General features: G+C 71.8%; 23 protein-coding genes. 7 read left to right on the top strand and 16 right to left on the bottom strand.

The window, feature by feature from the left end; genetic code table 11:
• Positions 1-68: 68 nt before the first annotated feature.
• From ACH4FH_RS02415 to ACH4FH_RS02400, 4 genes are all read right to left on the bottom strand, one after another.
• Positions 69-842 carry an energy-coupling factor ABC transporter ATP-binding protein gene (locus ACH4FH_RS02415; protein WP_398553840.1) on the bottom strand — a complete coding sequence of 258 codons (774 nt, stop codon included), beginning with the start codon at positions 840-842 and terminating at the stop codon, positions 69-71.
• Positions 830-1,591, bottom strand: a complete 762-nt coding sequence (gene cbiQ / locus ACH4FH_RS02410) for a cobalt ECF transporter T component CbiQ (RefSeq protein ID WP_398553839.1) — start codon at positions 1,589-1,591, stop codon at positions 830-832. Before cbiQ ends, ACH4FH_RS02415 begins: the two co-directional genes overlap by 13 nt.
• A 1-nt stretch (position 1,592) precedes the next feature.
• Positions 1,593-2,798 (bottom strand): energy-coupling factor ABC transporter permease, encoded by a 1,206-nt coding sequence (locus tag ACH4FH_RS02405; RefSeq protein ID WP_398553838.1) that lies wholly within the window; start codon positions 2,796-2,798, stop codon positions 1,593-1,595.
• A gap of 457 nt (positions 2,799-3,255) precedes the next feature.
• Entirely contained in the window at positions 3,256-3,828 is a 573-nt protein-coding gene (locus ACH4FH_RS02400) for a TetR/AcrR family transcriptional regulator (RefSeq protein WP_398553837.1), read from the bottom strand.
• A 238-nt stretch (positions 3,829-4,066) separates the two neighbouring features.
• Here ACH4FH_RS02400 and ACH4FH_RS02395 point away from each other — a divergent pair, with 238 nt between their 5' ends.
• The gene (locus ACH4FH_RS02395) at positions 4,067-7,447 is read left to right on the top strand and encodes a S41 family peptidase (RefSeq protein ID WP_398553978.1); all 3,381 of its coding nucleotides are present in this window, start codon (positions 4,067-4,069) and stop codon (positions 7,445-7,447) included.
• Positions 7,448-7,544: 97 nt separating this feature from the next.
• On the opposite strand, the gene ACH4FH_RS02390 is transcribed toward ACH4FH_RS02395, so the two are convergent.
• The 4 genes from ACH4FH_RS02390 to ACH4FH_RS02375 all read right to left on the bottom strand — a co-directional run bounded on the left by ACH4FH_RS02390 (position 7,545) and on the right by ACH4FH_RS02375 (position 11,277).
• Positions 7,545-7,760 carry a hypothetical protein gene (locus ACH4FH_RS02390; RefSeq protein ID WP_398553836.1) on the bottom strand — a complete coding sequence of 72 codons (216 nt, stop codon included), beginning with the start codon at positions 7,758-7,760 and terminating at the stop codon, positions 7,545-7,547.
• 132 nt (positions 7,761-7,892) lie between these two features.
• Positions 7,893-8,774 carry an SDR family oxidoreductase gene (locus ACH4FH_RS02385; RefSeq protein WP_398553835.1) on the bottom strand — a complete coding sequence of 294 codons (882 nt, stop codon included), beginning with the start codon at positions 8,772-8,774 and terminating at the stop codon, positions 7,893-7,895.
• On the bottom strand, positions 8,771-9,751 hold the full coding sequence (locus tag ACH4FH_RS02380; protein ID WP_398553834.1) for an alpha/beta fold hydrolase: 981 nt from the start codon (positions 9,749-9,751) through the stop codon (positions 8,771-8,773). The genes ACH4FH_RS02385 and ACH4FH_RS02380 overlap by 4 nt, the downstream gene beginning before the upstream one ends.
• Entirely contained in the window at positions 9,748-11,277 is a 1,530-nt protein-coding gene (locus ACH4FH_RS02375) for a flavin-containing monooxygenase (RefSeq protein ID WP_398553977.1), read from the bottom strand. The genes ACH4FH_RS02380 and ACH4FH_RS02375 overlap by 4 nt, the downstream gene beginning before the upstream one ends.
• Before the next feature lie 207 nt (positions 11,278-11,484).
• On the opposite strand from ACH4FH_RS02375, the gene ACH4FH_RS02370 reads away from it, so the two are divergent.
• Positions 11,485-12,288 carry a MerR family transcriptional regulator gene (locus ACH4FH_RS02370; RefSeq protein ID WP_398553976.1) on the top strand — a complete coding sequence of 268 codons (804 nt, stop codon included), beginning with the start codon at positions 11,485-11,487 and terminating at the stop codon, positions 12,286-12,288.
• 30 nt (positions 12,289-12,318) lie between these two features.
• Here ACH4FH_RS02370 and ACH4FH_RS02365 read toward each other — a convergent pair whose 3' ends face one another.
• Positions 12,319-13,122 carry an exodeoxyribonuclease III gene (locus ACH4FH_RS02365; RefSeq protein ID WP_398553833.1) on the bottom strand — a complete coding sequence of 268 codons (804 nt, stop codon included), beginning with the start codon at positions 13,120-13,122 and terminating at the stop codon, positions 12,319-12,321.
• Between the two features lie 67 nt (positions 13,123-13,189).
• Here ACH4FH_RS02365 and ACH4FH_RS02360 point away from each other — a divergent pair, with 67 nt between their 5' ends.
• The 5 genes from ACH4FH_RS02360 to ACH4FH_RS02340 all read left to right on the top strand — a co-directional run bounded on the left by ACH4FH_RS02360 (position 13,190) and on the right by ACH4FH_RS02340 (position 16,940).
• A complete protein-coding gene (locus tag ACH4FH_RS02360) occupies positions 13,190-13,669 on the top strand; it encodes a GNAT family N-acetyltransferase (protein WP_398553832.1) in 480 nt (159 codons plus the stop codon).
• A 135-nt stretch (positions 13,670-13,804) separates the two neighbouring features.
• On the top strand, positions 13,805-14,731 hold the full coding sequence (locus ACH4FH_RS02355; RefSeq protein ID WP_398553831.1) for an ABC transporter ATP-binding protein: 927 nt from the start codon (positions 13,805-13,807) through the stop codon (positions 14,729-14,731).
• The gene (locus ACH4FH_RS02350; protein ID WP_398553830.1) at positions 14,728-15,768 is read left to right on the top strand and encodes an ABC transporter permease subunit; all 1,041 of its coding nucleotides are present in this window, start codon (positions 14,728-14,730) and stop codon (positions 15,766-15,768) included. Before ACH4FH_RS02355 ends, ACH4FH_RS02350 begins: the two co-directional genes overlap by 4 nt.
• A 112-nt stretch (positions 15,769-15,880) precedes the next feature.
• Positions 15,881-16,276, top strand: a complete 396-nt coding sequence (locus ACH4FH_RS02345; protein WP_398553829.1) for a GntR family transcriptional regulator — start codon at positions 15,881-15,883, stop codon at positions 16,274-16,276.
• 154 nt (positions 16,277-16,430) lie between these two features.
• Entirely contained in the window at positions 16,431-16,940 is a 510-nt protein-coding gene (locus tag ACH4FH_RS02340; RefSeq protein WP_398553828.1) for a tetratricopeptide repeat protein, read from the top strand.
• Positions 16,941-17,027: 87 nt separating this feature from the next.
• On the opposite strand, the gene ACH4FH_RS02335 is transcribed toward ACH4FH_RS02340, so the two are convergent.
• From ACH4FH_RS02335 to ACH4FH_RS02305, 7 genes are all read right to left on the bottom strand, one after another.
• Positions 17,028-17,171 carry a hypothetical protein gene (locus ACH4FH_RS02335; RefSeq protein ID WP_398553827.1) on the bottom strand — a complete coding sequence of 48 codons (144 nt, stop codon included), beginning with the start codon at positions 17,169-17,171 and terminating at the stop codon, positions 17,028-17,030.
• Between the two features lie 146 nt (positions 17,172-17,317).
• Positions 17,318-18,643, bottom strand: a complete 1,326-nt coding sequence (locus ACH4FH_RS02330) for an MFS transporter (RefSeq protein WP_398553826.1) — start codon at positions 18,641-18,643, stop codon at positions 17,318-17,320.
• A gap of 89 nt (positions 18,644-18,732) precedes the next feature.
• Positions 18,733-20,022, bottom strand: coding sequence for a dTDP-4-dehydrorhamnose 3,5-epimerase family protein (locus ACH4FH_RS02325; RefSeq protein WP_398553825.1), 1,290 nt, complete (start codon positions 20,020-20,022; stop codon positions 18,733-18,735).
• Between the two features lie 115 nt (positions 20,023-20,137).
• Positions 20,138-20,470, bottom strand: coding sequence for a hypothetical protein (locus ACH4FH_RS02320; protein ID WP_398553824.1), 333 nt, complete (start codon positions 20,468-20,470; stop codon positions 20,138-20,140).
• A 158-nt stretch (positions 20,471-20,628) separates the two neighbouring features.
• Positions 20,629-21,522, bottom strand: coding sequence for a LysR family transcriptional regulator (locus tag ACH4FH_RS02315; protein ID WP_398553823.1), 894 nt, complete (start codon positions 21,520-21,522; stop codon positions 20,629-20,631).
• 160 nt (positions 21,523-21,682) lie between these two features.
• On the bottom strand, positions 21,683-22,891 hold the full coding sequence (locus ACH4FH_RS02310) for a phosphoribosylglycinamide synthetase (protein ID WP_398553822.1): 1,209 nt from the start codon (positions 22,889-22,891) through the stop codon (positions 21,683-21,685).
• Positions 22,892-22,952: 61 nt separating this feature from the next.
• Entirely contained in the window at positions 22,953-26,033 is a 3,081-nt protein-coding gene (locus ACH4FH_RS02305; RefSeq protein ID WP_398553821.1) for a BTAD domain-containing putative transcriptional regulator, read from the bottom strand.
• Positions 26,034-26,489: the final 456 nt, after the last annotated feature.

Raw genomic sequence — 26,489 nt, 5'->3', positions numbered from 1 at the left:
CGGTGACCCATCAATGGTGCAACGTGCGGATCAGTGCTGTTGACCAGGGCCTCGGTGGGTGGGGTTCGTCACAGGGGAAGCGTCACCGAGCGCGGATCGAATCCGAAGGGCAGTTCGAGGCGGTGGGTGCGCATCAGTTCCGTGTCGCACAGCAGGTCCTGGGTGGTGCCGTCGGCGGTGATGACGCCGCCGGAGAGGACGACGGAGCGCGGGCACAGCTCCAGCGCGTACGGCAGGTCGTGCGTGACCATGAGCACCGTCACGTCCAAGGACCGCAGGACGTCGGCCAGTTCACGGCGGGACGCCGGGTCGAGGTTGGAGGACGGCTCGTCCAGCACGAGGATCTCCGGGCGCATCGCCAGCACCGTGGCGACCGCGACCCGGCGGCGCTGGCCGAAGGAGAGGTGGTGCGGGGGCCGGTCGGCGTACTCCGCCATGCCGACGCGGGTGAGCGCTTCGGTGACGCGGGCGTCGAGTTCGGCGCCGCGCAGCCCCGAGGCGGCGGGCCCGAAGGCGACGTCCTCCCGGACGGTGGGCATGAACAGCTGGTCGTCGGGGTCCTGGAAGACGATGCCGACGCGGCGGCGGATCTCGGCGAGGTTGCTCCGCTCGACCGGCAGCCCGGCGACGGTGACCGTGCCGGCGCCCGCTTCGAGGATGCCGTTGAGGTGCAGCACGAGGGTGGTCTTGCCGGCGCCGTTGGGCCCGAGCAGCGCGACCCGCTCGCCGCGGCCGACGGTGAGGTCGACGCCGAAGAGCGCCTGGTGGCCGTCGGGGTAGGCGTAGGCGAGCCCCGCGACGTCGAGGGACGGGGCGGGCGTTGCGGTACTCAAAGGGTCCATCCCAGGAGGCATACGGCGAGAGCGGTGGCGGGGAGGGCGGCCGCGCGGGTCCATTGTGCGCGGCTCGCGGTCGTCTCGGCGAGGATCGGCATGGTGCCGGTGTAGCCGCGGCTGACCATGGCGAGGTGTACGCGCTCGCCGCGTTCGTAGGAGCGGATGAAGAGGGCGCCGGCGGACTTGGCGAGCACGCCCCAGTGGCGTACTCCGCGCGCTTCGAAGCCCCGGGAGAGCCGGGCGATGCGCATCCGCCGCATCTCGTCGGTGATCACATCGCCGTAGCGGATCATGAAGGACGCGATCTGCACGAGCAGCGGCGGCATCTTCAGGCGTTGCAGGCCGAGGAGGAGTTCGCGCAGTTCGGTGGTGGAGGCCAGGAGGACCGAGGCGGCGACGCCCAGCGTCCCCTTGGCCAGGATGTTCCAGGCGCCCCAGAGTCCGGACTCGCTCAGGCTCAGTCCGAGGACGCTCACCCGTGGACCCTCGGCGACGAACGGCATCAGGACCGCGAACGCCACGAACGGCACCTCGATGAGCAGCCGCTTGAGGAGGAAGCCGGCCGGGACGCGGGCGGCGCCGGCCACCGCGGCGAGCAGCACGGCGTACAGCCCGAACGCCCAGATCTCCTCGCGCGGGGTGGAGACGACGATCAGGACGAAGCAGAAGACGGCCGCGATCTTGCAGTGCGGCGGCAGGGCGTGCACCGGCGAGTGCCCGTGCCGGTAGAGCTTGTGGGCGTGGCCCGCGCCCATGTCAGGCGTCCTCGTGCGGGCGGGCCGCGGCCGGCCGCCCACCGGGACTCGCGGCCCTGCGGCGGCGCAGCACCACGAAGACGCCGGTGCCGACGGCCAGGGTCGCGCCCACCCCGATCACCCCGGCCAGGCCGCCGGACAGCCGCGGATCGGCGAGGTTCTTGACGCCGTAGTCGGCGAGCGGGGAGTCCTTGGCCGCGTGGTCCTCGGCCTTCGCGTCGATGCCCTGGTCGTGGGCGACCTTCTCCAGGCCGTCGGGGCTGGCGGAGGCGTAGTAGCTGACGCCGCCCGCGCACAGCAGGGCGGCGGCGAGGCCGGCCAGCCAGACGCCGCGGGCGGAGCGGCGGGGGGCGGCGACGGGCGCAGGAGTGCTGTCGGCGGGGGCAGGTGCGTCGGCAGTGGCCACCGCGGGCTCGGCCGGGGCCGGGGCGGCGGGCGCCGTCTCGCGGGCGGCGGTGCCGAGGTCTCCCGCGGCAGGCGCCGGCGCGGCGGGCGCCGAGACCGGCGCGGTGCGCAGCTCCAGGGGCTTGGCCAGGCCGCGTGCTCCGTGGACCAGGTCGGGGCGTACCGCGATGACGGCGCCGACGGTCAGCGCGGTGATCGCGGCCTCGCCGATACCGATCAGGACGTGGACGCCGACCATGGCGGTGAAGACCTTGCCGATCGGGACGTCGGCGGTGCCGCCCAGGGCGTACAGGGCGGTGAAGGCGATCGCGGCGGCGGGCACCGAGACCAGGGCGGCGACGAAGGCGGCGACGGTGACCGAACCGCGGCGGCGCGGGAGGATCTTCACCAGGCCGCGGAAGAGCAGATAGGCGACGACGGTGGTCACGATCGCCATGTCGGTGATGTTGACGCCGAGCGCGGTCAGCCCGCCGTCGGCGAACAGCACGCCCTGCATGAGCAGCACCACCGAGACGCACAGCACGCCGGTGTACGGCCCGACGAGGATCGCCGCGAGGGCGCCGCCCAGCAGGTGCCCGCTGGTGCCGGCGCCGACCGGGAAGTTGAGCATCTGGACGGCGAAGATGAACGCGGCGACGAGGCCGGCGAGCGGTGCGGTGCGCTCCGCGGCGCTGCCCGTGCCCTGGCCCGCACCCGCCAGTTCGCGCCGGGCGCCGCGCAGGCTGACCGCGACGGCGGCCGCGGCGACCACACCGGCCGCGGCCGACACCGGCGCGTTGATGAATCCATCGGGTACGTGCATCTCAGGGTCTCCGCTTCAGCTGTACAACCCCCCTATGTTCGGGCCTCCTGCAAAGAGGTCGCAAGAGCGCCTGCGATGCGAGACGGCCACGGCGGCCGGGGAGGCGGGCGCCCCGTCCGGTGGTCTCGTGCGCCATGGCCGGGCAAACGGTGACGAGCGGGCGAATAACGCCTACCGCAGGCACCTGAGCGGGGAATCCAGCCCTCCGGTCGTCTCTCCGTCCGCATGAGAACACTCACGTGCGGGCCGGCCACTCCCGGATGCACCGAGACCGGCGCCCGGGGCCGATGAAGGCGAACGGGCCCGGGGGCGGCCCGCCCTCACGGGCGGCCGCCACCGGGCCCTTTGCGCGCCGCTCCCGTCCCCACGGGCGGGCGCAGGCCCCGGGAGCCGCTCCGCTCACACAGCGGTCCCGGAGTTCTGTGAGGCCGTCGGCGGTCCGCCGCCGGCCTCTCGGTCAGACGCCGAGGGCGGGGAGGACCACGGCGTCGACATAGGCGGAGAGGAACGCGGCATCGGCGCTGCGGTCCTCGATGAGCTGCCGGGTGACGAGCGCGCCGATCAGCATGTGCGCGGCGAACTGCAGCGCGGGGCGGTCGGCGGCGATCTCGCCGCGGTCGATGCCGCGCTGCAGCATCGCGTCGAGGCCGGTCACCTCGGGGTCGAGGAGCACCTCGCGGAGCGCCTGGTGCAGATCGGGGTTGCCGTGGACCGCCTGCCCCAGACCGCGCATCAGGGCGGCGTCCTTGGCCAGCTGCCCGTCGTCCGCGCGGCGCGCCAGCTCGGCGAGGTCGCCGCGCACACTGCCGGTGTCGATGTCCTCGGTGCTGACCGTCCTGCGGTGCCGCAGAGCCCTGGCGACCAGCTCGGGCTTGCCCTGCCACTGACGGTAGAGAGTGGCCTTGCTGGAGTGCGTACGCGCCGCGACGGCGTCCATGGTGAGCGCGTCGTAGCCGACCTCGCGGAGCAGGTCGAGCACGGCGGTGTAGAGCTCGGCCTCCCGCTCGGGAGTCAGCCGGCTGCGTCCCATGGCGCACCTCCTGGTCGGACCGTTCCGGCACCCCCGAGGCGAACGAAACGGTTTCGTACACCACGACGTTACTCGCGCGCCCGGCGAATCGGGACCGTTTCTCACGTGGCCCGCGTCACCAGGCCGAGTTGCCGCGGGGTGCACGGCCCGAAACGATGGGGGCGTGAGCGACGCACGCGAGACCAGCGCACCGCACCTGGAGCCGAGCCCCGCCACACCGCCCGGCCGGCTGCGCCGGATGCCCGCCCCGCCGGGCCCCCCACCCCCCTCGTATCTGCGCTTCCCGCACCTGAGCGGCGACACCCTCTGCTTCGCCGCCGAGGACGACCTGTGGGTGGCTCCGATCGCCCCGGAGGGCGAGGAGCCCGGCCGTGCCTGGCGGCTGACCGTCGACCGCACCCGCGTCAGCCACCCCCGCTTCTCCCCCGACGGCCGGCACATCGCCTTCACGACCTGGCGCAGCCTCGATCCCGAGGTGCACCTCGCGCCGGTCGAGGGCGGCCCGGCCCGGCGGCTGACGTACTGGGGCAGCACCGACGCACGGGTCTGCGGCTGGACGCCGCCCGACAAGGAGGGCAACGCGCAGATCCTCGCGGTCTCCTCGCACGGGCAGCCGTTCTCCTACTACTCCTGGGCCTACACCCTCCCCACCGACGGCAGCCCCGGTGGCCAGCTGCCCTGGGGGCCGGTGTCGGACCTCGCCGTCGCCGAGTTCGACGGCGAGCGCCGCACCCTGCTGCTGACCGGCAAGCCACCGCACGAGCCCGCCGCGTGGAAGCGCTACCGCGGCGGCGCCATGGGCCGGATGTGGCTGCACGGCACCCGGCTGATGCCGGATCTGCGGGGGCATCTCGACGCGGTGATGTTCGTCGGCGGCCGGATCGCCTTCCTCTCCGACCACGAGGGCATCGCCAACGTCTACTCCTGTCTGCCGGACAGCACCGACCTGCGGCGCCACTCCGACCACGCCGACTTCTACGCCCGGCACGCCTCGACCGACGGCTCCCGCATCGTCTATCAGTGCGCCGGCGACATCTGGCTGATCGACGACCTGAGCCCGGACGCCGTGCCGCGCAAGCTGGCGGTGCGCCTGGGCGGGCCGCGGGCCGGGCGGCGCACCCACCAGGTCCCTGCCGCCTCGCACGTCACCTCGCTCGCGGTGGACTCCACCGGCCGGGCCAGCGCGGTCGGCGTCCGCGGGAGCCTGTACTGGCTCACCCACCGCGACGGGCCCGCCCGCACCATCCACGACATCCCCGGCGTCCGGGTCCGGCTGCCCGAAATGCTCGGCTCCACCGGCCGGATCGCGTACATCACCGACGCCGAGGGCGACGACGCCATCGAGATCGCCAATCTGCCCCGCGCCAGTGGCCCCGGGGAGCCGCGCCGGCTGGCCACCGGTGAGCTCGGCCTGGTCCAGGAGATGGTGTCCTCACCGGACGGCGAACGGCTGGCCGTGGCCTCCCACGACGGCCGGCTGCTGCTGGTGAACGTCGCGCGGCCGGACGAAGGCGCACCGGAGACCCCCGTGCCGGCCCAACCCGAGGGCGGGGGCGCCGCGGACGCCGCGGACGGCGGCCCCGGCGCCTACCGCGACCCCGGGCCAGGCGAGGTCGCCGAGCTGATCCGCTCCACCAACGGCCCCGTACGCGACCTCGCCTTCTCCCCCGATTCGCGCTGGCTGACCTGGTCGCACCCGGGCATCGGCCGCACGCTGCGGCAGATCAAGATGGCCAAGCTCTCCGACCGCACCCTCGTGGACGTCACCAACAACCGGTTCGAGGACGAGCAGCCGGTGTTCACCCGCGACGGCCGCTATCTGGCGTTCCTGTCCTGGCGGGGCTTCGATCCGGTCTACGACGTGCACACCGGCGACCTGTCCTTCCCGCTGGGCTGCCGGCCGTATCTCGTACCACTGTCCTCCGCCACCCCGTCCCCCTTCGCCCTGTCGCCGGAGGGACGGCCCGCGGCCGGCGGGCTCGATCCGGCGGAGAACCCGCCGGGGGGCGAGGGTCCGGTGCTGGTGGAGGTGGAGGGGCTGTCCGAGCGGGTCACACCGTTCCCGGTCGCCGCGTCCAAATACTCCTCGCTCGCGCCGGTCAGCGGCGGCGGACTGGTCTGGCTGCGCTGGCCCATCTCCGGTGCGCTGGGCGAGACCTTCGCCAACCCCGACAACACCTCGGGCCAGCCCACCCTGGAGCACTTCGACCTGACCAAGGCCCGGCGCACCGAACTCACCAGCTCCCTCGACCAGTTCGCGCTGAGCGGGGACGGCACCCGCGTCGTCGTCAACGACGAGGGGGACCTGCGCGCGGTGCCGGCGAACGAACTGCCGGACAGCGACTCGACGGTCTTCCTGGATCTGCGGCGCATCCTGCACGACGTGGATCCCCCCGCGGAGTGGTCCCAGGCGTACAAGGAGGCCGGCCGGATCGTCCGGGCGTACTTCTGGGAGCCGGGGATGTGCGGTATCGACTGGGACGCGGTGCTGGAGCAGTACCGCCCGCTGCTCGACCGGGTCGCCTCCCCCGACGAGTTCGCGGACCTGCTGCGCGAGGTGCTGGGCGAACTGGGCACCTCGCACGCCTACGTCGTCGGCTCCCGCCGCAACGAGGGCCCGCCGCACTACCAGCGCGCGATCGGCCTGCTGGGCGCCAACTTCACCTGTCGCGAAGGCCGTTGGGTCCTCCAGCGCATCCTGCCCGGCGAGTCCTCGGACTCCAAGGCCCGCTCCCCGCTGGCCGGTACGGGCATCCGCGAGGGATCCGCGCTCACCCATGTCGACGGGCGCCGGGTCGACCCGGTGGCCGGCCCGTTCCCGCTACTGGCCGCGGCCGGCGGCACCACCGTCGAGCTGACCTTCTCCCCCGCCGACGGCGCGGGGCCGGCGCGCCGGGTCGCGGTGGTCCCGCTCATCGACGAACGGCCCCTGCGCTACCAGGACTGGGTGGCCAAACGCCGTGAGGTCGTGCGGCAGTTGAGCGGCGGCAAGTGCGGCTACCTGCACATCCCCGACATGGGCGGCTCCGGCTGGGCCCAGTTCAACCGCGACCTGCGGATGGAGGTCTCCCGGGCCGCACTGATCGTGGACGTACGCGGCAACGCGGGCGGCAACATCTCCGAGCTGGTGATCGAGAAGCTGACCCGCACCATCCTGGGCTGGGACCTCACCCGCGACGCCGAGCCGGTGTCATACACGAGCAACGCACCGCGCGGGCCTGTGGTGGCGGTCGCCGACGAGATGACCTCCTCCGACGGCGACATGATCACCGCCGCCTTCAAACTCCAGGGCATCGGCCCGGTGGTGGGCATGCGCACCTGGGGCGGGGTGGTCGGGATGACCGGACGGCACCGGCTGGGCGACGGCACCGCCATCACCGTGCCGATGAACGCCGCCTGGTTCCGGCTGTACGGCTGGGGCGTGGAGAACCACGGTGTGGACGTCGACATCGAGGCGCTGCGCTCGCCGCTGCACTGGGCCGAGGGCCGCCATCCGCAGCTCGGCGTGGCGGTGCGTACGGCGCTGGAGCTGCTGGACCGCCACCCCGCGGCCATGCCGCCGGACCTCTCGGACGTTCCCGACCTGCGCCGGCCGCCGCTCCCGCCGCGCAACGGCTGAGCGACTGAGCGGGCGGGACGCGCAGAGGGGCGCACCCGGTGATCGGGTGCGCCCCTCTGCTGCGCGTCACGCGGGGCGTTCAGGACACCCGCGCCGGTCAGCTCCGGAGGCCGTCCTGCATCTCGTCGCGGGCGCCCTGGCCCGGCTCGCGGCCCGGCCGGCCGGGCTCACGGCCCTGCTGTCCGCGCTCGCCGGGCTGCTGGTCAGCCTCCTCGGGCTCGGTCCGAGCGCGGTCCTCGGCGTTGCCCATCTGACGCTGCGCCTCGTTCTTGAGCCGCTCGGCCTTGTCCCTGAACTGGTCTGCGAGACCCATGCTGTCCACTCCTGTGAGGGGTGTCGGGGATCGGACCCAATCAGCCTCACATAAACGGACATTCGTCGCATTTCGATCACCAGACGCTACCGTCCGTAGCCGCCCGCCCAGCGGGCGGCCCTCCCGGCCGCCCTACCTGTTCGTTCGCGCCTTCTCGTCCGCCTCGCCGCCCGCACCGACCAGACCGACCCGCATCCCGTCGAGCCGGTTGCCGAACCGCCGCATCTCGCGCTGCCCCACCGACCCGATGACCGACGGCAGATAGCCGCGGATCGACTGCATACCGCGCAGCCACCACTGACCGTAGACGTGCGGGGCGCGCCGCTCGATGCCCGCCACGATCCGGTCGACCGCCGGGCCCAGCGGATAGGTCTTGTTGGACGGCCAGGGCAGCCGGGACCGCAGCTCGCGCATGACGTCGTCCTGGTCGGCGCCGCGCACCATGTCGGTGTCGGTCCAGCTCAGATAGCCGACGCCGACCCGTACGCCCTTGTAACCGACCTCGGCCCGCAGGCTGTGCGCGAACGCCTCCACGCCCGACTTGGACGCGCAGTACGCGGTCATCATCGGCGCCGGGGTGATCGCGGCCAGCGAGGCGATCTGGAGGAAGTAGCCGCGCGACTCCATCAGTACCGGCAGGAAGGCGCGGCCGGTGACCGCACCGCCGATGAGGTTGACCTCGATGACCCGCTTCCAGGCGACCGGGTCGGAGTCGACGAACGGACCGCCGGTCGCCACACCGGCGTTGGCGACGACGGCGTCGACCTTCCCGAAGCGGTCCTTGACCTCCCCCGCGACCTGCGCCATCGCCTCGTGGTCGGTGACATCGGCGTGCCAGTGGTGCGCGGGGCCGAGCAGCGACGCCGCGGCGCCCCGCAGTTCGTCCGGCTCCAGGCCGACCAGCGCGAGGGTGGCGCCGCGCGCCGACAGCTTGCGGGCCAACAGCGCGCCCACCCCTCGGGCGGCGCCGGTGACGACGACGACCTGCCCCTCCAGCTTCCTGCTCGCGCTCATGCCGGCTTCTCCTTCTTCTGCCGCGTGCCGCCCCGGGGCGGCGGTACCGCGGCGCGGGCGGTCTGCGTGGTGTCCAGATGGTCCCGTACGAGTTCACGGATGCGGCCGATGACCACGTCCGGCGCCTCGATGGGGGTCATGTGCCCGACGTCGGGCAGCTCGGTCAGCCCGCGGAAGTCGGGCAGGACCGAGGCCAGCCGACGGGCGTGCACGATCGGGGTGAGCCGGTCGGCGGTGCCCGCGATGATGGCGGTCGGCACCTGCAACCGGGCCAGGGAGCCGGTCAGTTCGAGCCCGGCCAGCACCTTGCCCCAGCGGGACCGCACGCCAGGCCGGCACGCGTGCACGATCCGGGCGCAGGCCTCGATCTGCTCGGCCGTGGCTCCGGGGCCCATCGTGGCGTACTTCAGGGCCCGCTTGCCGACCGGCGTGACCGGGCCGAGCGGCGCCCGCGAGGTCAGCATCAGCCGGTGCGCCCGGCGGCGGCCTCCGGGGGTGCGCAGCGGGATGACCCGGGATTCCGCGGCGAGGTCCGCGCTGCCGGTGCTGCACAGCAGGATCGCCGCGGCGCGTTCGGTCAGCTGGGGCCGCTCGGCGGCGGCCATCGCCGTCATACCGCCCATGGAATGCCCGGTCAGCACCGCCCGTTCGCCCGCCTCCAGGGTGGCGTCGAGCACCGCGGCCAGGTCGTCGGCGAGCGCGTCGGTGCTGTAGCCGCCCGGCCCGGCGGCCGGGCTGTGGCCGTGCCCGCGCTGGTCGTAGACCACGACCTTGTGGTCCTCGGCGAGATCCCGCACGACCGGGGCCCAGAAGGCGGTCGAGCAGGTCCAGCCGTGCGCCAGGACGACGGCGGGGGCACCTTCGGGGCCGTGGACCTCGGCGTGCAGCCGGGATCCGTCGGGCGAGGTGACGGTCAGCTCCTTGCGCGGCGCGGGCGGCGCGTACGGGCCTGTCGTCACATGTCCTGGCCTGCTCATGCCGCCACCTCCGCGGGTTTGTCGCCGGCCGGGCCGGCGGGCCGTGCCGCGGGCACCCGCAGCACTTCGTACTCGGCGAGGTCGACCTGCCGGGTCACCTTCTTGAACTCCGACGTCGTACCCGGCCAGGCCGTGGTGTTGCGCCCGTTGGAGTCGAGGTACCAGCTGTCGCAGCCGCCGGTGGTCCACACCGTGCGCTCCATGCGCTTCTGGATCGTCCGGGTCCACTCCTGTACCGCGGACGGACGGGCGCTGAGTGCGATCTTCCCGCCGAGGGTGTCCAGTTGGCGCATGTAGTCGACCAGATAGTTCAGCTGGGCCTCGATCATCAGGATCATCGAGCTGTTCCCGAGGCCGGTGTTGGGACCGATGATGGTCAGGAAGTTGGGGAAGCCGGCCGCGCTGGCGCCGCGCAGCGACTCCATGCCGTCCTTCCACTCCTCGGCCAGCGTCGTGCCGTTGGCGCCGGTGACGCGCTGGGCGATCGGCATGTCCGTGACGTGGAACCCGGTGCCGAAGACGACCGCGTCGACCTCGGTCTCACTGCCGTCCGCACCGACCAGGACGTTCCCCCGCACTTCCTTCAGCCCGGACGCCACCACGTCCACATTGGGCTGGGCAAGCGCCGGGTAGTAGGTGTTGGAGAGCAGGATGCGCTTGCAGCCGATGCGGTAGTCGGGGGTGAGGGTGGCGCGCAGCGCCGGATCCTTGACCGCCTTCTTCATATGCGCCTTGGCCAGGACCTCGATGAGGCCCAGCTCGTTGGGGCGCTTGGTGAAGGCGCTGACCTGAAGCTCCCTGATGCCCCAGAGCAGTCCGCGGCGCGCGGCGCGGGTCGCGGGGATCTTGTCGTGCAGCCACCGCTCCGGGGCGGAGATCTTGCGGTCGGCGCGCGGCAGCACCCAGGCCGGGGTGCGCTGGAAGAGGGTCAGCCGGTCCACCGTCGGCTGGACGGCCGGCACGATCTGGATGGACGAGGCGCCGGTGCCGATCATGGCGACACGCTTGCCGCGCAGGTCGTAGTCGTGGTCCCAGCGGGCGGAGTGGAAGACCTTGCCCGGGAAGGTGTCCAGGCCCGGGATGTCCGGAACCTTGGGGTCGGACAGCGGCCCGGTCGCCGAGACGACCACGTCGGCGGTCAGCGCCCCGCTCGCCGTCTCGATCTCCCAGTGCAGCTCGTCGTTGCTCCACCGCAGGCTCTGCACCTCGGAGCGGAAGCGGATGTGGGGGCGCAGCCCGAAGGTGTCGGTGACCTGCTCCAGATACGCCCGGATGTGCGGCTGCCCGGAGAAGTTCCGCGGCCACTGCGGGTTGGGCGCGAAGGAGAAGGAGTACAGGTGCGAGGGCACATCGCACGCACATCCCGGATAGCTGTTGTCCCGCCAGGTACCGCCCACCGAGTCGGCCCGCTCCAGGACCACGAAATCGGTGATTCCCGCTCGGCGCAGGCGCACGGCCGCCCCCAGACCACCGAATCCCGATCCGATCACCGCCACCCGCACATGCTCGTGCTCGCGCTCGGCCATGCCGCCGCCTCCCGAGTCCGCATCGATCCCGCCAGCAATCACTGGCACGATTGGAGAGTAGGCCAGCTCCGTACTGAGCGGTAGGGGTCAGGCGCAGGGAAGTTACCGCGGGTTGCACCTCGGCCCGGGGGCACATCACCGGCATAGGGTGAGCAGGTGGCAGCGAACAAGAACGCGAACGAGGAGCGCGAGCAGCGCGAATTCCGCATGGCCGAGCTGGCGGCGGAAGCCGGCATCACGGTCCGTACGCTGCGCTTCTACCGCGAGCGCAAGCTCATCCCACCGCCGCGCCGCGAGGGCCGTGTCGCCTGGTACAACGAGCACCACCTCGCCCGGCTGCACACCATCGCCGCCCTGCTGGAACGCGGCCACACCCTCGGCGGCATCGCCGAACTCCTCGCCGCGTTCGAGAGCGGCCGGGACGTCGGTGAACTCCTGGGCCTGGAGGACACCATCGTCGCGCCCTGGTCCGAGGAGACCCCGGTCCGCCTCACCCCCGAGGAGCTGGCCGACCACTTCAGCGGCGACGTCACCGTCGAGAACCTCGCCACCTCCCTGGACATCGGCTATCTCGCCGTCGACGGCGACGAGTTCGTCCACATCAGCCGCCGCCTGCTGGACGCCTCCACCGAGCTCGTCGCCGCGGGCGTCCCGCTCGCCGCCGTCCTCGACGCGGGCCGCCAGGTACGCGTCCACGCCGACGCCCTCGCCGACATCTTCACCACCCTCATCCGCACCCACGTCCTGTCCGACGTGCTGGAACGCGCCGCGGCCGGCCGGCCCCCCGGCCCGCGGGAGGCCGACCGCATCGCCGAGACGATGGAGAAGCTGCGCCCGCTCTCCAAGGGCGTCCTCGAAGCGGAACTGTCCATGGCCATGGACCGCCGCACCCGCCGCGAACTGGACCACTGGCTGGGCGCGCGGGAGGCCGGCGGGGCGGCCGCGGAGCCCGGCACCCAGAGCGAGGACGGAGCGGCGGGCGGGGCGCCGGCGCCCCGCGACAGGGACTGACGGGCGCCACCCGGGGAGGCCGCGCGCGGGCTACAGGTCGTAGACCACCGTCACCGGCGCGTGATCGCTCCACCGCTGGTCGTAGCTGGCCGCGCGCTCCACGTACGCCTTCACCGCACGCTCGGCCAGGCCCGGCGTGGACATCTCGTAGTCGATGCGCCAGCCGGCGTCGTTGTCGAAGGCGCGGCCGCGGTAGGACCACCAGGAGTACGGGCCCTCGGTGTCCGGGTGCAGGGCGCGTACGACGTCCACGTAGCCGCCTCGGTCCGCGTCGAGGACCTCCGTGAGCCAGCCGCGCTCCTCCGGGAGGAAGCCGGACTTCTTCCGGTTGGCCTTCCAGTTCTTCAGGTCGGCCTCCTGGTGCGCGATGTTCCAGTCACCGCACACCACCACCTCACGGCCGTCCGCCGCGGCCCGCTCGCGCAGCGCGACGAGGTACGGCAGGAACTCCGCCATGAACCGTTCCTTCTCCGTCTGCCGCTCCGTGCCGACCTCACCGGAGGGCAGATAGAGGCTGGCGACGGTCACGCCGGGCAGGTCCGCCTCGACGTACCGCCCGCTGCCGTCGAACTCCGCCGACCCGAATCCCACCTGGACGCGGTCCGGCTCGCGCCGGGTGTAGAGGGAGACCCCGGCCCGGCCCTTGGCGGCGGCCGGCGCGTGCACGGTGTGCCAGCCCTCGGGCGCCCGCACCTCGTCGGGCAGCTGGCCGGTCTCGGCCCGTACCTCCTGAAGGCACAGCACATCGGCGTCGGTCTGCGCCAGCCACGGCACGAAGCCCTTCTTGGCGGCGGCGCGCAGCCCGTTCACATTCACAGAGGTCACGGTGAGCATCCCGGCACGATACCCACCCCGCGGGGACCGTCGCGCCACCCACCCGGACACCCGTACGATTCCGACAATGGAGATCCGCCCTGTGCGCTACGACCACCCCGACGCGGTCGCGCTCGACGAACTGGTCCAGCAGGAGTACGTCCGCCGCTACGGCGACGGCGACATGACTCCTCTGGACCCGGAGATGTTCACGCCGCCCCACGGCACCTACCTGCTCGCCTACGACGCCGGGCGCCCGCTGGCCACCGGTGGCTGGCGGCGGCAGGAAGACGTGGCGGAGGGGTACGCGGCGGGCGACGCCGAGATCAAGCGGATGTTCGTGGTGCCGGAGGCCCGTGGACGCGGCCTCGCCCGGCGGATCCTGGCCGCCCTCGAAGCGGACGCACGGGGTGCCGGCCGCAGCCGCATGGTGCTGGAGACCGGCACCGAGCAGCCGGAGGCGATCGCGCTGTACACCTCCAGCGGCTACCGCATGGTGACCAAATTCGGGTACTACCGCACCTACGAGCAGAGCCGCTGCATGGCGAAGTCGCTGCTGACCGACTGACGACGGGGAGATCGCCCCCACCCCCCGCGCCCGTCCCGCCCCCCCCTTCCCGCGCCCGTTCCCGTCCTTTGTTGACAGCCCCCGGGCGTCTCTCCATACTCATTCCACTAATGAACTAGTTAAAGGGGGGATCCCGTGAGCGACACGAGCCCATGGGCGATAGAAGCCGCCGGCCTGGGGAAGAAATACCGCCGCGGCTGGGCACTGCGGGACTGCTCCTTCCGGCTCCCGGCCGGACATGTCTGCGCCCTCGTCGGGCCCAACGGCGCGGGCAAGAGCACCTTCCTGAGTACCGCGACCCGGCTCGTGCACCCCACGGCCGGGAGCCTGAAACTGTTCGGCGTGCCGGTCTCCGACCCGGCCGTCCTGGAGCGGGTCGCCTTCCTCGCCCAGGACAAGCCGCTCTACCCCCGCTTCACCGTCGCCGAGACCCTGCGCCTGGGACGCGAGCTGAATCCGCGCTGGGACCAGGCCCTCGCCGAGCGCATCGTCCGGGCCGGGGACGTGCCCCTCACCGCCCGGGTCGGCACCCTCTCCGGCGGCCAGCGCACCCGCGTCGCCTTCGCCCTGGCCTTCGGAAAACGGCCCGAGCTGCTGCTTCTCGACGAGCCGATGTCCGACCTGGACCCGCTCGCGCGGCACGAGATGTCCGGGCTGCTGCTCGCCGAGGCCGCCGAGAACGGCACCACGGTGCTGATGTCGTCCCACATGCTCTCCGAGATGGAGGACATGTGCGACTACCTCGTCGTCCTCGCCGAGGGCCGGATCCGGATGGCCGGACCGACGGAGGAACTGGTGCCCGCGCACGCCCTGGTGACCGGACTCGCCACCGGCGACGGCGTACCGGAGGAACTGCGCAGCCGGCACACCGTCATCGAATCGCGCGTCACCGGGCGGCAGTTCACCGCCATGGTCCGCCCCGGCGGCCCGCTCGGCGACAGCTGGGAGACCGCGGAACCCAGCATGGAAGAGGTCCTGCTGGCCTACCTCCGCTCACCCGACGCCCCCACTCTGATCGCGGACGAGGCACGCGTCGAAGGACAGCCGGAGGCCGCCGCATGAGCAGCTCCGGCACCCACACCACCAACACCGGCACGGACGGTAGGAACATGACGAGCGCCGCCCCGGCCGGCACCCCGGCACCCTCCGACACCTCGCGGCACCCGCTGCTGCGCGGCCTGCTCTGGGTGGTCTGGCACCGGCACCGCAACGCACTGCGCGCCGGCGTCCTGGTCACCGTCCTGGCCTGCGCGTTCTTCGCCTACCAGCGTTTCGAGGTGATGGAATTCCTGCAGGCCAAGGGCGGCGACCCCACCCCCGACGACGCTCTGCTGATGGAGTTCCAGGAGAAGTTCAGCTCGCAGTTCAGCATGGACACCCAGTTCCTCCAGTTCGTGCCCGCCATCGTCGGCATCTTCTTCGGCGCACCGCTGATCGCCGGCGAGCAGGAACGGGGCACCATCAAGCTGCTCACCACCCAGTCCACCGGCCGCGGCAAGTGGATCGCCGCGAGCATCGGGCTGCCGCTGACCGTCGCGGTGCTGTGCACCGCCGCGCTGACGGCCGCGTTCACCTGGCTCTGGTCGCCGGCCCGCAAGGTGGCACTGTTCGGCGACTGGCTGCAGGGCGGCGCCTTCGAGAGCACCGGCCCGGTCCTGATCGCCATGACGCTCTTCATGACCTCCTGCGGCATCGCCATCGGCATGCTGGTCAAGCGGGTCGTACCGGCCATGGTGCTCACCGCCCTCTTCGCCGCGGTGACGTCCGTGGCCTGGGACGAGCGCCTGCGCGCACAGCTCGGCACGCTGCGCAGCATGGTCTGGCCGTACAACGGCGAGAGCCCGGACCTGCCGGCGGGCGCCGTACAGATGGACGACTGGGTGTCCACCGCCGACGGCAAGCTGTACGGCTTCGGCACCTGCGCCGGCGACGACACCGAGGCATGCCGGGCCGAGCTCGGCATCGTCAACCGGGTGACGCAGTACTTCGCTCCCGATCAGATGGCCGGGATGCAGTGGCTCGGCGCGGGGATCCTGCTGGCCCTGACCGCGGCGGTCCTCACGCTGGTCGTGTGGCGCGCCCGTAGGCGGCCGCTCTGAACCGCGAGCCTCGCCGGGAGCCGGGTGGCGCTTTGACACCCGGCTCGGCCGCCCCGATGATCAAGCGGTCGCGGTGGGCCCCCGCACCGCCCGAGGCGCAAGACACAGAGAGGTGGTGAGCGTCGTCGAGTTCCGCATCGACCGCCGCAGCGGCGTCGCCACCTACCTCCAGATCGTCCAGCAGGTCCAGCAGGCACTGCGGTTGGGCATCCTGGTGGAGGGCGACCGCCTGCCGACGGCCGCGCAGGTCGCCACCACCACGAAGGTCAATCCGAATACGACGCTCAAGGCGTATCGCGAGCTGGAACGCGAGGGCCTGGTCGAGCCCCGCCCCGGCCTCGGCACCTTCGTCAGCCGCACCCTCGCCCGCCCCGAATCCGCCGCCGACGCCCTGCTGCGCGAGGAACTGCGCTCCTGGATGGACCGGGCCCGCGCCGAGGGCCTGGACCGCGAGGACGTCCAGGCGCTGCTGAACTCCGTACTGCAGGACCGGTACCCGGACAGCTGAGCCCACCTGCCCACGGTCCGGACCGGCCGGACCCGAGCGGGAGCCGCCACAGCCGACGGCTCCCGCTCGGCGTCGGACACCGACGTTCCCTCACCTGGCTGTCGGGCCGACGAGGGCTGCTCCGGCGGCCGGCTCCATCTGCAAAGCTGTGACGATGACCATGAAGATCACGGCGGAGTGGGAACGACGGTGCGCCGCCCTGTGGGCCGCATTCGAGGACTGCGATGCGGCGGAGTTCCGCTCGAGGATGCAGACGTTGGCCGACGAACTGCCGGAGGGGCACACCGTCGCCGCGTTCGAGCTCGCCTCCGCCTATGACGCGACCGACCTGGGCGAGCGGGCCGTTCCCCTCTACCAAAGGGCTCTGGACGGCGGCCTGGACGGCGACCGTCGACGCCAGGCGGTCATCCAGCTGGCGAGTACGTGGCGCGCCCTCGGCCACCCGGAGACCAGCGCCGACCTGTTGCTCGCGGAGCGCGGGAAAACCTCGGACCACCTCGACGACGCGGTCACCGCATTCCTCGCCCTGGCGTTCGTCGACCTCGGACGCGAACGGGAGGCCGCGGCGCTCGCGCTCGGCGCGCTCGCCGGCCATCTGCCGTGCTTCAACCTCTCACTCGCCCGTTACGCCGCGGATGTGGCCGCGCCGATCCCGAACGGCTGAGACGGGCCGGACCCCGGTGTCCTCCGCAGACACCGACCGCTCCGTACACCGATGTGGCGTACGGAGCGGCCCGGGCTCGCGGGGCGGTCAGGACCCCGAGCTCCCCGGACCCTCTCCCTGGGCCACGCTGTACGCCGCATCCTCGGTCCCGGCCACCACGGCGCTTCCCCCGAGCGCCAGCACGAGCGTCGTCGCAAGAACCCCGGCCAGCTTGATCGCCTTGCTGAGCATGCCCCACCCCTTTGTCGCGGTTACGCCGATCGCTCTCGACGTCCCGGATACTGCTCGCCGCCGTTCCCGCCGCTCTCCTCTCGCTCTCCCTCCGGACGGGAACGAACAAGGAACCGCACATCAGGCAGAGGATGAGGCCGTTGGTCTCACGCCGCAGGGGGTGCCGCGACCTGGGGCTCCCGCTCCGCCGGCGCCGGCTCCTCGGACTTCTCCACGGCCTCCCCCGGCGGCCGCAGCAAACTCAGGTCCACCCACCGCAGCGTCGCCAACGTGAACAGCACCGGCAGCGTCCCGCCGAGCACGAAGAGGGTCACCATGAACGCCCGGCCCGTGCCCACACCCGCGATCACCGCCGACAGCGGTACGAGCGCCAGCGAGCCCAGCCAGTCGATGCTGATGACGCGACCGCGCACCCTGCTCGGCACGGTCTGGATCAGCGTTGACCAGTACACGTTGCCGACGGTCGAGCAGAAGCCGTACACCGCGGCCATGGGAAGCAGCAGCCAGAACGACGGTACGAAGACCATCAGCGCCAGCGGCGCGGCGCCCGCCGTCCAGGCGAGCAGCATCCAACGGGCGTAGTCCTTGGGGGGTTTGCGCGCGCCCAGTACGACGGAGGCCACCACGGCCGCGATCCCGGTCACCGCGATGAGCAGGCCGTAGTCGCGGGCGTCGCCGCCGAGCCGGTCGCTGATGAGGAAGGGCAGGAGCACCTGCCGGGGACCGGACTGGAGCAGCAGCACCACGCCGGACCACACGATGAGCACCCACAGCCACCGCTCGCCGAACAGGTAGCTCAGGGCCTGCCGGTAGGGGACGGGTTCGGTCGGCTCGGCCTCCGCCTCCTTCTCGGACACGGAACCGGCGGACGTGCCCGGCCGGATCACGGCCACGCACAGTGCCGCCACCCCGAAGCTCACCCCGTTGAGCGCGATGACGCTCATGGAGTCGAGCAGCGAGATCAGCACACCGCCGAGCGCCGGGCCGACCATCCGCATGGTGAGCGAACGCACGGTGGACTCAAGGGCGTTCGCGGAGTGCAGGTCCTCTTCGGGCACGAGGTCGGGAGTGAAGGCGTCGGAAGCGGGACCGCTGATCGCGGCGGACGCACCGAGCACGAAGGCGGCACCGACCAGCTGCCACACCATCAGGTCCCCGATGATGTGGACGACGGTGAGCATGCCCAGGGCGGCGAAGCTCGCCACGAACGACCAGCCGATGACCCGCTTGCGCGGGAAGCGGTCCGCGAGCACGCCGCCCACCAGGACGCAGGAGATCAGACCCACCGCCTCGGCGCCCACCACCATGGCGAGTTCGGAGCTGTCACCGCCCAGCTCCATGGCCACCCACGGCAGCGCGACCAGCCAGACCCCGTCGCCGAGCATGCTGATGAGGTACGAGATGAAGAACAGGCGGTAGTCGCGGTGCCGCAGGGGCGCCAGGGAACGGTACAGGGAACGGGGCTTCGGCATGGGTTCCAACTCCGTGGACGGCAGGGGAAGGTGCGGGGACACGACAGCAGTGCGGCGGCCATGTCGGCCGCCGCACTACCGGCTGATTCTCAGGAGCCGGTCATCGTCACCTTTTTCCGCAGCGCGACCCTGATCTCCTTGCCGTCCTTGCCCTTGATCATCATCACCGAGGGGGTGGAGTGGGTCACGGGCAGCGCCCGCAGGGCCTTCTGGTCGGCGACCTGTGCCTCGTAGTACTCCCGGCTCGCCGGGACGGTGTTGGGCCTGAGCGCCGGGATCGGCCGCTTCTCGACCGGCCAGTCGATGACGTCGTTGCCCGGCTGGTACTCGCTGCCGTCGTCGGGCAGCAGGGTGCGCGGCCGGTTGACGGTGTAGACGTTCTCCAGGTGCTCGAAGGCGTGGCCCACGCCCGGCGGGATGAGCAGGTACCGCTCGGGGTCCGGGTAGAAGCTGTACGTCACGTCCGCGCCGTAGGTCGGCGAGTCCACCCGGGTGTCGATGAGGTGGAGGGTGACCTTCTGCTTGCGCGGTCCCGCGAAGGTGAGCCTGTCCTCCTGGCCGAGGTGGATGCCGTAGGCGTCGTGGGTGTAGCCCGTCTCGCCGTGGTCGATGAAGTAGAGCGGGTGGCGGTCCAGGAGGGCGGAGAAGCCGGACTCGGCGCCGCTGCGGATCACCGGGTGGCGCACCCAGCCCACGCCGAAGACGTCGGCCAGCGGCTCCCAGTGCTTCCGGTCGTCCTTGGGCAGCGGGCGGCGCAGTTCGACCCGGCGGACCGTGCCGTCGGCAAGCTTCACGTCCCGCGTGACCGGGTACTCGTAGGCCACCTTCGGGATCATGGCGCGCTGCTGGGCGGCGACCATGTCGTACCAGAGTTCGCTGGCCGGGTGGGAGTTGGGCTTGTAGCGGGGGACGTCCTCGTCGGCGACGCCGAGGGGGATGTTGATGATGTCCGCGTCGGGCTGCCAGTCGAGGCTGCCGTGGACCCATTCGGCCGGGTCCGGCAGGAACAGCTCGTAGGAGTTGATGGTGTTGACAGACTCCAGGCCGTCGAAGGTGTGGGCCACCCCCGGCGGGATGTACAGGGCGCGGGCCGAGGTGGGCGACCAGGTGTGCTTCTCACGCACACCGGCGGTGGGAGAGCCATCGCGGCAGTCGATGAACCAGCCGGTCACCGTGCCGCTGCTCGGCCCCATGAAGGTCAGGACGTCCGCCTGGCCCAGGTGGATTCCGTAGTGACCGTAGCTGAATTTCGATTCCCCGTGGAAAACCAGAGTCGCCGGCCGCAACGTCGGGAAGGGTACGACGTAGGAATCGTTCCCGTTCTCGATCCGCCAGTTCTCACTCCAGCCGAGTCCTTCGATGGAAAACGACTCACTCACGACGTTCCCTTTCTTTTTCCGCTTGGGTGGAAACGGGACGGAATTTTCCTCCGAGGGGGGCGGCCCGCACCCGGACACGGGGTCCGGGGGCGGGCCGCACCGTCCCGCGCCGAGGTCAGGCGAGGATCTCGACCTCGTAGCCGGCGGCCTCGGCGGCGACGCGCAGGTCCTCGATCGAGGTGGTCGGCAGCTCCTCGAAGATCTCCGCGACGGCCGCCTGCTTGATGCCGGCCAGCGAGGCGGAGAGGCGCGTGGCCTGGTCGGCGCCCTCGAACTTGCTGAACGCCAGGCTGGTGAGGAGCGACTGCAGCGCCTCGTCACCGGAGGCCGCAGCCTCGCGCAGCTTGGCGAGAGTGGCGTCGTCGACCTTGCTCCAGTCGGCGTCGAACTGGGCGCCGTCGGCGTACAGGCCGGTCATCATCTGCTGGGCGGTGGAGACGTTGCTCATGGCGGACTCCTTCTGATTTCGCCCCCCTTTTCTTGCTCTTTTTCGGGGGGCTTCCCTGTTGTTGATGTAATTTCATCAACTGCGGCCAGCACGGTCAATCAATTCCTGATCGGCTTAGCCGGAGTGAGAATTCGGACAAGCCGATGGGTCGGCTTTCTTCAGGCCGCGAGCTGGTCGTTCTCCTCGGCCATCAGATTGCTGACCTGGTCGATGAACAGCCTCATCTCCCGGCTGACCGGGGTGCGCCGGCGCCGTACGAGCTGTGCGTACACGGCAGACGGCGGACGCCAGTCGAGCGGGACGAGCACACCCGCCGCGATGTCGTCGGCGACGGCCACCGCGGGGAGCAGGCCCACGCCCAGGCCGGCCGCGGCCCACCGCTTGGTCGACTCGACCGTGCCGGACTCCAGGATCGGCGCGGTCTGGCTGTCCAACTCGCCCTCCAGCAGCCGTCGGTAGCCTCGTCCGGACTCCGGCGCGAGGATCGGAACCTCCCGCAGCCGATCACCGACGACTGATCGCCGTCCGGCCAGCTCGTGATCGGATGCCACGACGGCGACGAGCGGCTCGGGCCCGAATACCGTGCTCTCCAGGCCGGGATGGAGCGTCTCGGTGTCGATCAGCAGGGCCAGATCCAGGGCTCCCTGACGCAGGCCGTCGAGGATCTCGGCCCCGCTGCCGGGTCGCAGTACCAACTCCAGCTGTGGGCAGCGGTGGTGGAAGAACTCCAGAAGCGGCGGCATGCGGTACGTGGCAATGCTCTCCATCGTCCCGATCACCAGTCGCCCCGACGGCTCGGGGGAGCCGGAGGCGGCTGTGCGGGCCTCGTCGGCGAGCAGAAGCAGCCGTTCCGCGTACGGCAGCAGCCGTCGGCCGGCCGGTGTGAGCCGGACCTTGCGTCCGGACAGCCGCTCGAACAGCGCCACGCCCAGGGCGTTCTCCAGCCCCTTGATCTGCCCGGTCACACTGGACTGCGCGTAATTGAGCTCGGCAGCCGCGCGGCTGAAGCTGAGCAGGGCGGCGGCCCTGTGAAATGTCCTGAGCTGACGCATGTCCACGTGTCCTGTCCTCCGGGTATGGGGAGATAGGGGGGCACTGGCGACGGGTGCGAGTGCGTGAGCCGTGCGGTGGCACGGGCGGGCTTGGCACGAGTGGGTGCGGCATGGGCGACGGCGCTGCTCGCAGCCGGGCGCGGCGGTCGGGGTCCGGAGTTCAGGGTGCGGGCTCGACCTCTGCGCGCAGCAACCGTCGTACGGCGGCGAGGCGTTCGGCGGTCTCGCCGGCGTCCGCGCCGTCGACGACGACGAAGCCGTGCACGCTCGCGCCGTCCGTCGCGCCGGGCACGAAGTCCCCGGGGCGGAACGGGAAGTACACCGCGTGCACATGGGCCAGGGCGCGAATTTCGTCGAGGCCGGTCACGGCGGTCAGCCGGCCGGAGGGCAAGGGGAAGAAGCCGACGGCGGCGGTGCGTACGGCGTCGGTGTGCGGCAGGCGTCCGCCGGGCGTGAGGGTCCGGAAGAACGCCGCCTCCAGGTCGATCCCCCGGGCGAGCCTCAGCAGGAGGGGTATTCCGCCCCGGGAGAATCCGGGACGGGAAGAGAGGATGCGGGGACCGGTCCCGGTCAGTACGACGGTGGTGTCGGCCGGTCCCTGCTCGAATCCCGCGAGGTCCAACAGCGCGCACACCGCGGACCGGATCTCGGCGCTCTCCCGCTCGCCGAGCGGGGCCGGGTGCACATGCTCCATGGCCACGAAGTGCGGCGGGCCCCCGGTCGTGGTGGCCGTGATGCCCACGACTTGGTGCATGCCGTCGACGCTGAGGGTGCTGACGGTGTACTGCGGCCCGGCCAGGAACTCCTCAACGAGGTACGGCCCCGGGGTGCGCCCGGCCCATGCCTCCAGCGCGCCCGGCCCGGGCACGAGGACGGGGCGGCGGTCGACGTCCCGGGCCAGGGAACCGACGACGACCGGGTGGCCACCCGACTCCGCAACCGCGCCGGGAAGTTCCGCCCGTCGCTCGACCCGCCGGAAGCGCACGCTCAGCCTGCCGTGGCTGTGCAGCAGTTCACGCAGAGCCGCTCGGTCTCCCAACAGCCGGTGGGCCTGCGGAGGGTTGGCGCTGATACCCAGCTTGTGGGCCTCTTCCAGCACGGGCCGCAGGCCCGCCCCGCCGCCGAGGTACATCACATGGGCTATGCGATGCTCCCGGGCGGCCCGCACGACGAGTGCGCGCAGGGCGGACTCGTCGGTGAGGTCGGCGGTCAGCACTTCCTCGGAGTACCGGGCCACGTCACCGTGCTCGGCCGCGTCGCGTCGCACCGGGTCCCACACGGACCAGACCCGGTACCCCGCGTCGACGGCCTTGCGGACCAGCCGGGCGCGCGGCAGAACCATGAGCATGCGGTCGGGTCGGGTCTGCATGGTGAGACTCCTCGGCAGTCTGGACGTCGCCTGCCGTGAGTCTCGGTGCACCTCTTCCCGTTCAGTTCCCGTGCGAGTCCTCCGGGCCGGAAACGGGCGCGCACAGAATCGTTTTCTCTGCTCCGCCCTCCCCGATCCCCAGTTCCGCCTCCATCACCCGCGCCCTCCCCCGGTACGCCGCCGCCTCCTCCGTCTCCCCCAACTCCTCGGCGGCATGGGCCAGTCCGGCCAGGGCGTCGAGGACCTCGGCGCGGTAGCCGAGGGCCGTCGCGTGGTCGAGGGCGAGTCGGTGCAGGCGTAGGGCCTGGGCGGGGTCGCCGGCCCTGCGGTGTACCCGGCCGGCGATGTTCTCGACCTCCGAGGCGCGCAGTCTTACACCGGAGCGGCCGACGATCTCGCGGGCACGGCCGGCGTCGCGCAAGGCGCGCTCGGTGTCACCGAGAAGCTGTCGTGCCTCCGCCGACAGGGCGAGGGTGAGCGCGTGGTTCTCCGTCTGCCGGGTCTCGTCGCCCGGCGTGAGAACCTCGTCGAGGACCGCCAGCGCCCGTTCGGGTTCGTCCATGCCCAGCAGCCCGGCGGCCAGGTCGTTCAGGACGAGTTTCTCCCTGTCGGGTACGCCGAGGCGACGGTTGACACGCATGGCCTCCTCCGCTGCGGCAACGGCCTCCTGATACCGACCGAGACGGCGGTAGGCGGAGGAGAGGTTCGCCCAGCTGTCCGCCTCGCCCGTCGCGTACCCGCTCTCGCGTCGCAGCACGACGGCCTGCTCCAGGCAGCGGACCGCTTCGGCCAGTTCGCCGTTGTCGAGGTGGAGCAGCCCGAGCCGCCCGACGCTCATCGCCTCGCCCACCTCGTCACCCAGCGCGCGGGCGATCCGACGGGCCTCGGAGACGTTGTCGATACCGTCGCGGAAGCGGCCCACCCGCCACTGCGCCACGCCGAGGTTGTTGAGGCTGAGGCACAACAGGCGCTGGTCCCCCAGCCGCCGCGCGGCACGTACGGCCGTGACGCCCTGGGAAACCTGTTCATCCGGTTTGCTGCGCGTGTACAGGTAGAAGGCCAGATTGCGGGAGAGGCGCACCACGCAGGCCGGGTCGGCGAGGTCGCCCTCGCGGTCCATGGCGAGCTGGATGGTGCGGTACTCCCGGTCGAACCAGTCCATCGCCTGCGCCGCCGTCCGCAACGGGGGCAGCTCGGTGGCCGACCTCACCACGACGTCGACGTCCATGCGCAACCGGTCCGGGAACAGCACCTCGCAGGCCGCCTCCGTCGCGCCGAGGTAGTACGGGACCAGCCGCCCGGCCAGCACCGCGCCTCCGGCGTCGTCGCCCGGCAGGGAGCGGGCGAAGCTGCGCACCAGGTCGTGGAAGCTGTAGAGGCCCAGCGCGTACTGCTGCACCATGTGCGCGTCCAGGAGCTCTTCGAGCAGATCCTCGGCCTCCTGCGCGGAGGTGCCCATCAGGGCGGCAGCCGACCAGACGTCGATCTCGGTGCCGGGGTGCTGCCCGAGCAGCCGGAACCCGGCGCGTCCGCCCGCGCTCAGCGCCTGGTACGACAGTTCCAGCGTGGCCGTGACGCTGCGCCGACCGGTGCTCAGCTCGTCGAGGCGGCGCGTCTCGTGGCTGAGCCGCTCCACCAGGTGGGCCACGGTCCAGCGGGGCCGGTTGCGCAGCCGGCCCGCCGCGATGCGCAGGGCGAGCGGCAGTCGGCCGCAGAGTTCGGCGAGTTCGGCCACCGCCTCGGGCTCGGCCGCGGTCCGCTCGACGCCCAGCGTCTCCGCGAGCAGCATGGCGCTCTCCTCCGGGGCGAGCATGCCGAGCCCGATCCACTCGGCGCCGTCGAGGTCGACCAGTTGGCCCCGGCTGGTTATCAGCACCAGGCAGCCGGAGGAGGCGGGCAGCAACGGGATCACCTGGCTCGGGTCGACAGCATTGTCCAGCAGGATCAGCACGCGTTTGCGCGCGACCGTGACCCGCCACAAGGCCGTCCGCTCCGCGGTGTCCTCCGGCAACTGCTCGTCCGGTACACCGAGTGACCGCAGTAGGCTCTCCAGCGCCACCGCGGGCTGCAGGGGCCGCTCGCCGGGGGTGAAGCCGCGCAGGTCGATGAAGAGCTGACCGTCGGGGTAGTGGTCGGCAAGCCGGTGCGCGGCCCGCACCGCGAGGGCGGTCTTCCCGGAGCCACCCATGCCGTCGACGGCGATGATCCGGGTACCCTCACTGCCGGGCTCGCAGGCCTTCTCCAGCAGCAGGCGCAGCTTCTCGTCCCGGCCGGTGAAGTCGGTCAGGTCGTACGGCAGCGTGCACACGCCCCGGTCCGCCTGACCCGGCTCGGAAACGGGGCTCGCCGGAGCACGCTGCGATTCGGCGGACGGCGGAGCCAGTTCCAGCTCCTCGCGCAGGATGCCCTCATGCAGGCGGGTGAGCTGGGCGCCCGGCTCGATGCCGAGTTCCTCGACGAGGAAGGAGCGCACGGCCGCGTACTCCTCCAGAGCCTCGGCGCCGCGCCCGGAGCGGTACAGGGCGAGCATGAGATGCCCGCGCAGGGTCTCGCGTAGCGGGTGACAGGAGATCAAGTCCCTCAAATCACCGATAAGTTCGGCGGCCTCGCCATGCGCCAGGCGCAGTTCGAAGTGCTGCTCGGCCGCGGCCAGTCGGCGTTCCTCCCACGCCGTCGCCGCCGCCTCGATGACCCTGCCGCCACGGCCGGACATGACCGGACCGCGCCACAGCGCGAGCGCCTGGCGCAGCGCCGCCTCCGCTTTGGCCGTACGGTCCGCGCCGACGTCCGCCCGCGCAACGCGCAGCAGGTCAGCGAACTCGTTGAGGTCGAGCTGACCGTCACCCAGTTCGATGCGGTAGCCGGGGTCGTCGGTGACGACGACTTCGGCGCCGCGCGGTATCCGCCGACGCAGCTCAGAAACCGCCTTGCGCACCTGGTGTTCGGCGCTCGTGGGTGGATCCTCGTCCCAGGCCGCCTCGACCAGGCGGGTGACGGGGACGATCCTGCCGGGCTCGAAGAGCAGGGTGGCGAGCACGCGTTCCTGGATCGATCCCCCGAACCGCAGCCGCGCTCCCCCGGCCCAGCCCTCCAGCGTGCCAAGGATGTTGAAACGAAGACGGTCCGAGTCGACCCCCGTCACCGCGCCCCCTCAGTCAGGTAGAGCCCCCAGCTCCGGGCGTCGTCTCAGCAAGATCCTCGCCCTTTCCCAGTGTTCAGGGAAGAGCCCGGGGGACACCACCGGCGGACGGGCAGGAGTGCCGACGACACTGCAGAACACCTCACTTGCCCCGGAATCATAAGACTTCGCGGCCGAGCCTTCGAGAGCGTCGCTTCGATGTTGGCCAGATCGAGAAGGCCGCCTCCCAGGTGAACCCCGTCTTCCGCGACACACGGCGGTTTTGGGCCGGTCAGCTGGGCGACATCCCGGGGCTGCGGGCGCTGTTGAAGGTGGAGACGGCCGATCCGATCCACTGTTTCAAGAGGCGTGGCGCCGACCTTCTCGCCCAGGCCAGCCCTCCCGGCCAGTCCTCCCGGCCATGCCTTTCCTCACGCGCGATCCACAAGCACCAGCGCCGGCGTGGCATACGGGCGGTGT

The organism is Streptomyces sp. NPDC017993 (assembly GCF_044328065.1).
Classification (GTDB): domain Bacteria; phylum Actinomycetota; class Actinomycetes; order Streptomycetales; family Streptomycetaceae; genus Streptomyces.
This window is presented reverse-complemented; position numbering and strand designations above follow the sequence as displayed.

Bases quoted from the DNA above. Each gene is read 5' to 3' on its own strand.
- cbiQ (WP_398553839.1), bottom strand. From the start codon at position 1,591: ATGGGCGCGGGCCACGCCCACAAGCTCTACCGGCACGGGCACTCGCCG.
- ACH4FH_RS02400 (WP_398553837.1), bottom strand. From the start codon at position 3,828: ATGGGACGCAGCCGGCTGACTCCCGAGCGGGAGGCCGAGCTCTACACC.
- ACH4FH_RS02350 (WP_398553830.1), top strand. From the start codon at position 14,728: ATGAGCAGCTCCGGCACCCACACCACCAACACCGGCACGGACGGTAGG.
- ACH4FH_RS02360 (WP_398553832.1), top strand. From the start codon at position 13,190: ATGGAGATCCGCCCTGTGCGCTACGACCACCCCGACGCGGTCGCGCTC.
- ACH4FH_RS02385 (WP_398553835.1), bottom strand. From the start codon at position 8,774: ATGAGCGCGAGCAGGAAGCTGGAGGGGCAGGTCGTCGTCGTCACCGGC.
- ACH4FH_RS02395 (WP_398553978.1), top strand. From the start codon at position 4,067: ATGCCCGCCCCGCCGGGCCCCCCACCCCCCTCGTATCTGCGCTTCCCG.
- ACH4FH_RS02405 (WP_398553838.1), bottom strand. From the start codon at position 2,798: ATGCACGTACCCGATGGATTCATCAACGCGCCGGTGTCGGCCGCGGCC.
- ACH4FH_RS02370 (WP_398553976.1), top strand. From the start codon at position 11,485: ATGGCCGAGCTGGCGGCGGAAGCCGGCATCACGGTCCGTACGCTGCGC.
- ACH4FH_RS02340 (WP_398553828.1), top strand. From the start codon at position 16,431: ATGACCATGAAGATCACGGCGGAGTGGGAACGACGGTGCGCCGCCCTG.
- ACH4FH_RS02365 (WP_398553833.1), bottom strand. From the start codon at position 13,122: ATGCTCACCGTGACCTCTGTGAATGTGAACGGGCTGCGCGCCGCCGCC.
- ACH4FH_RS02335 (WP_398553827.1), bottom strand. From the start codon at position 17,171: ATGCTCAGCAAGGCGATCAAGCTGGCCGGGGTTCTTGCGACGACGCTC.
- ACH4FH_RS02315 (WP_398553823.1), bottom strand. From the start codon at position 21,522: ATGCGTCAGCTCAGGACATTTCACAGGGCCGCCGCCCTGCTCAGCTTC.
- ACH4FH_RS02330 (WP_398553826.1), bottom strand. From the start codon at position 18,643: ATGCCGAAGCCCCGTTCCCTGTACCGTTCCCTGGCGCCCCTGCGGCAC.
- ACH4FH_RS02380 (WP_398553834.1), bottom strand. From the start codon at position 9,751: ATGAGCAGGCCAGGACATGTGACGACAGGCCCGTACGCGCCGCCCGCG.
- ACH4FH_RS02320 (WP_398553824.1), bottom strand. From the start codon at position 20,470: ATGAGCAACGTCTCCACCGCCCAGCAGATGATGACCGGCCTGTACGCC.
- ACH4FH_RS02375 (WP_398553977.1), bottom strand. From the start codon at position 11,277: ATGGCCGAGCGCGAGCACGAGCATGTGCGGGTGGCGGTGATCGGATCG.
- ACH4FH_RS02310 (WP_398553822.1), bottom strand. From the start codon at position 22,891: ATGCAGACCCGACCCGACCGCATGCTCATGGTTCTGCCGCGCGCCCGG.
- ACH4FH_RS02415 (WP_398553840.1), bottom strand. From the start codon at position 842: ATGGACCCTTTGAGTACCGCAACGCCCGCCCCGTCCCTCGACGTCGCG.
- ACH4FH_RS02390 (WP_398553836.1), bottom strand. From the start codon at position 7,760: ATGGGTCTCGCAGACCAGTTCAGGGACAAGGCCGAGCGGCTCAAGAAC.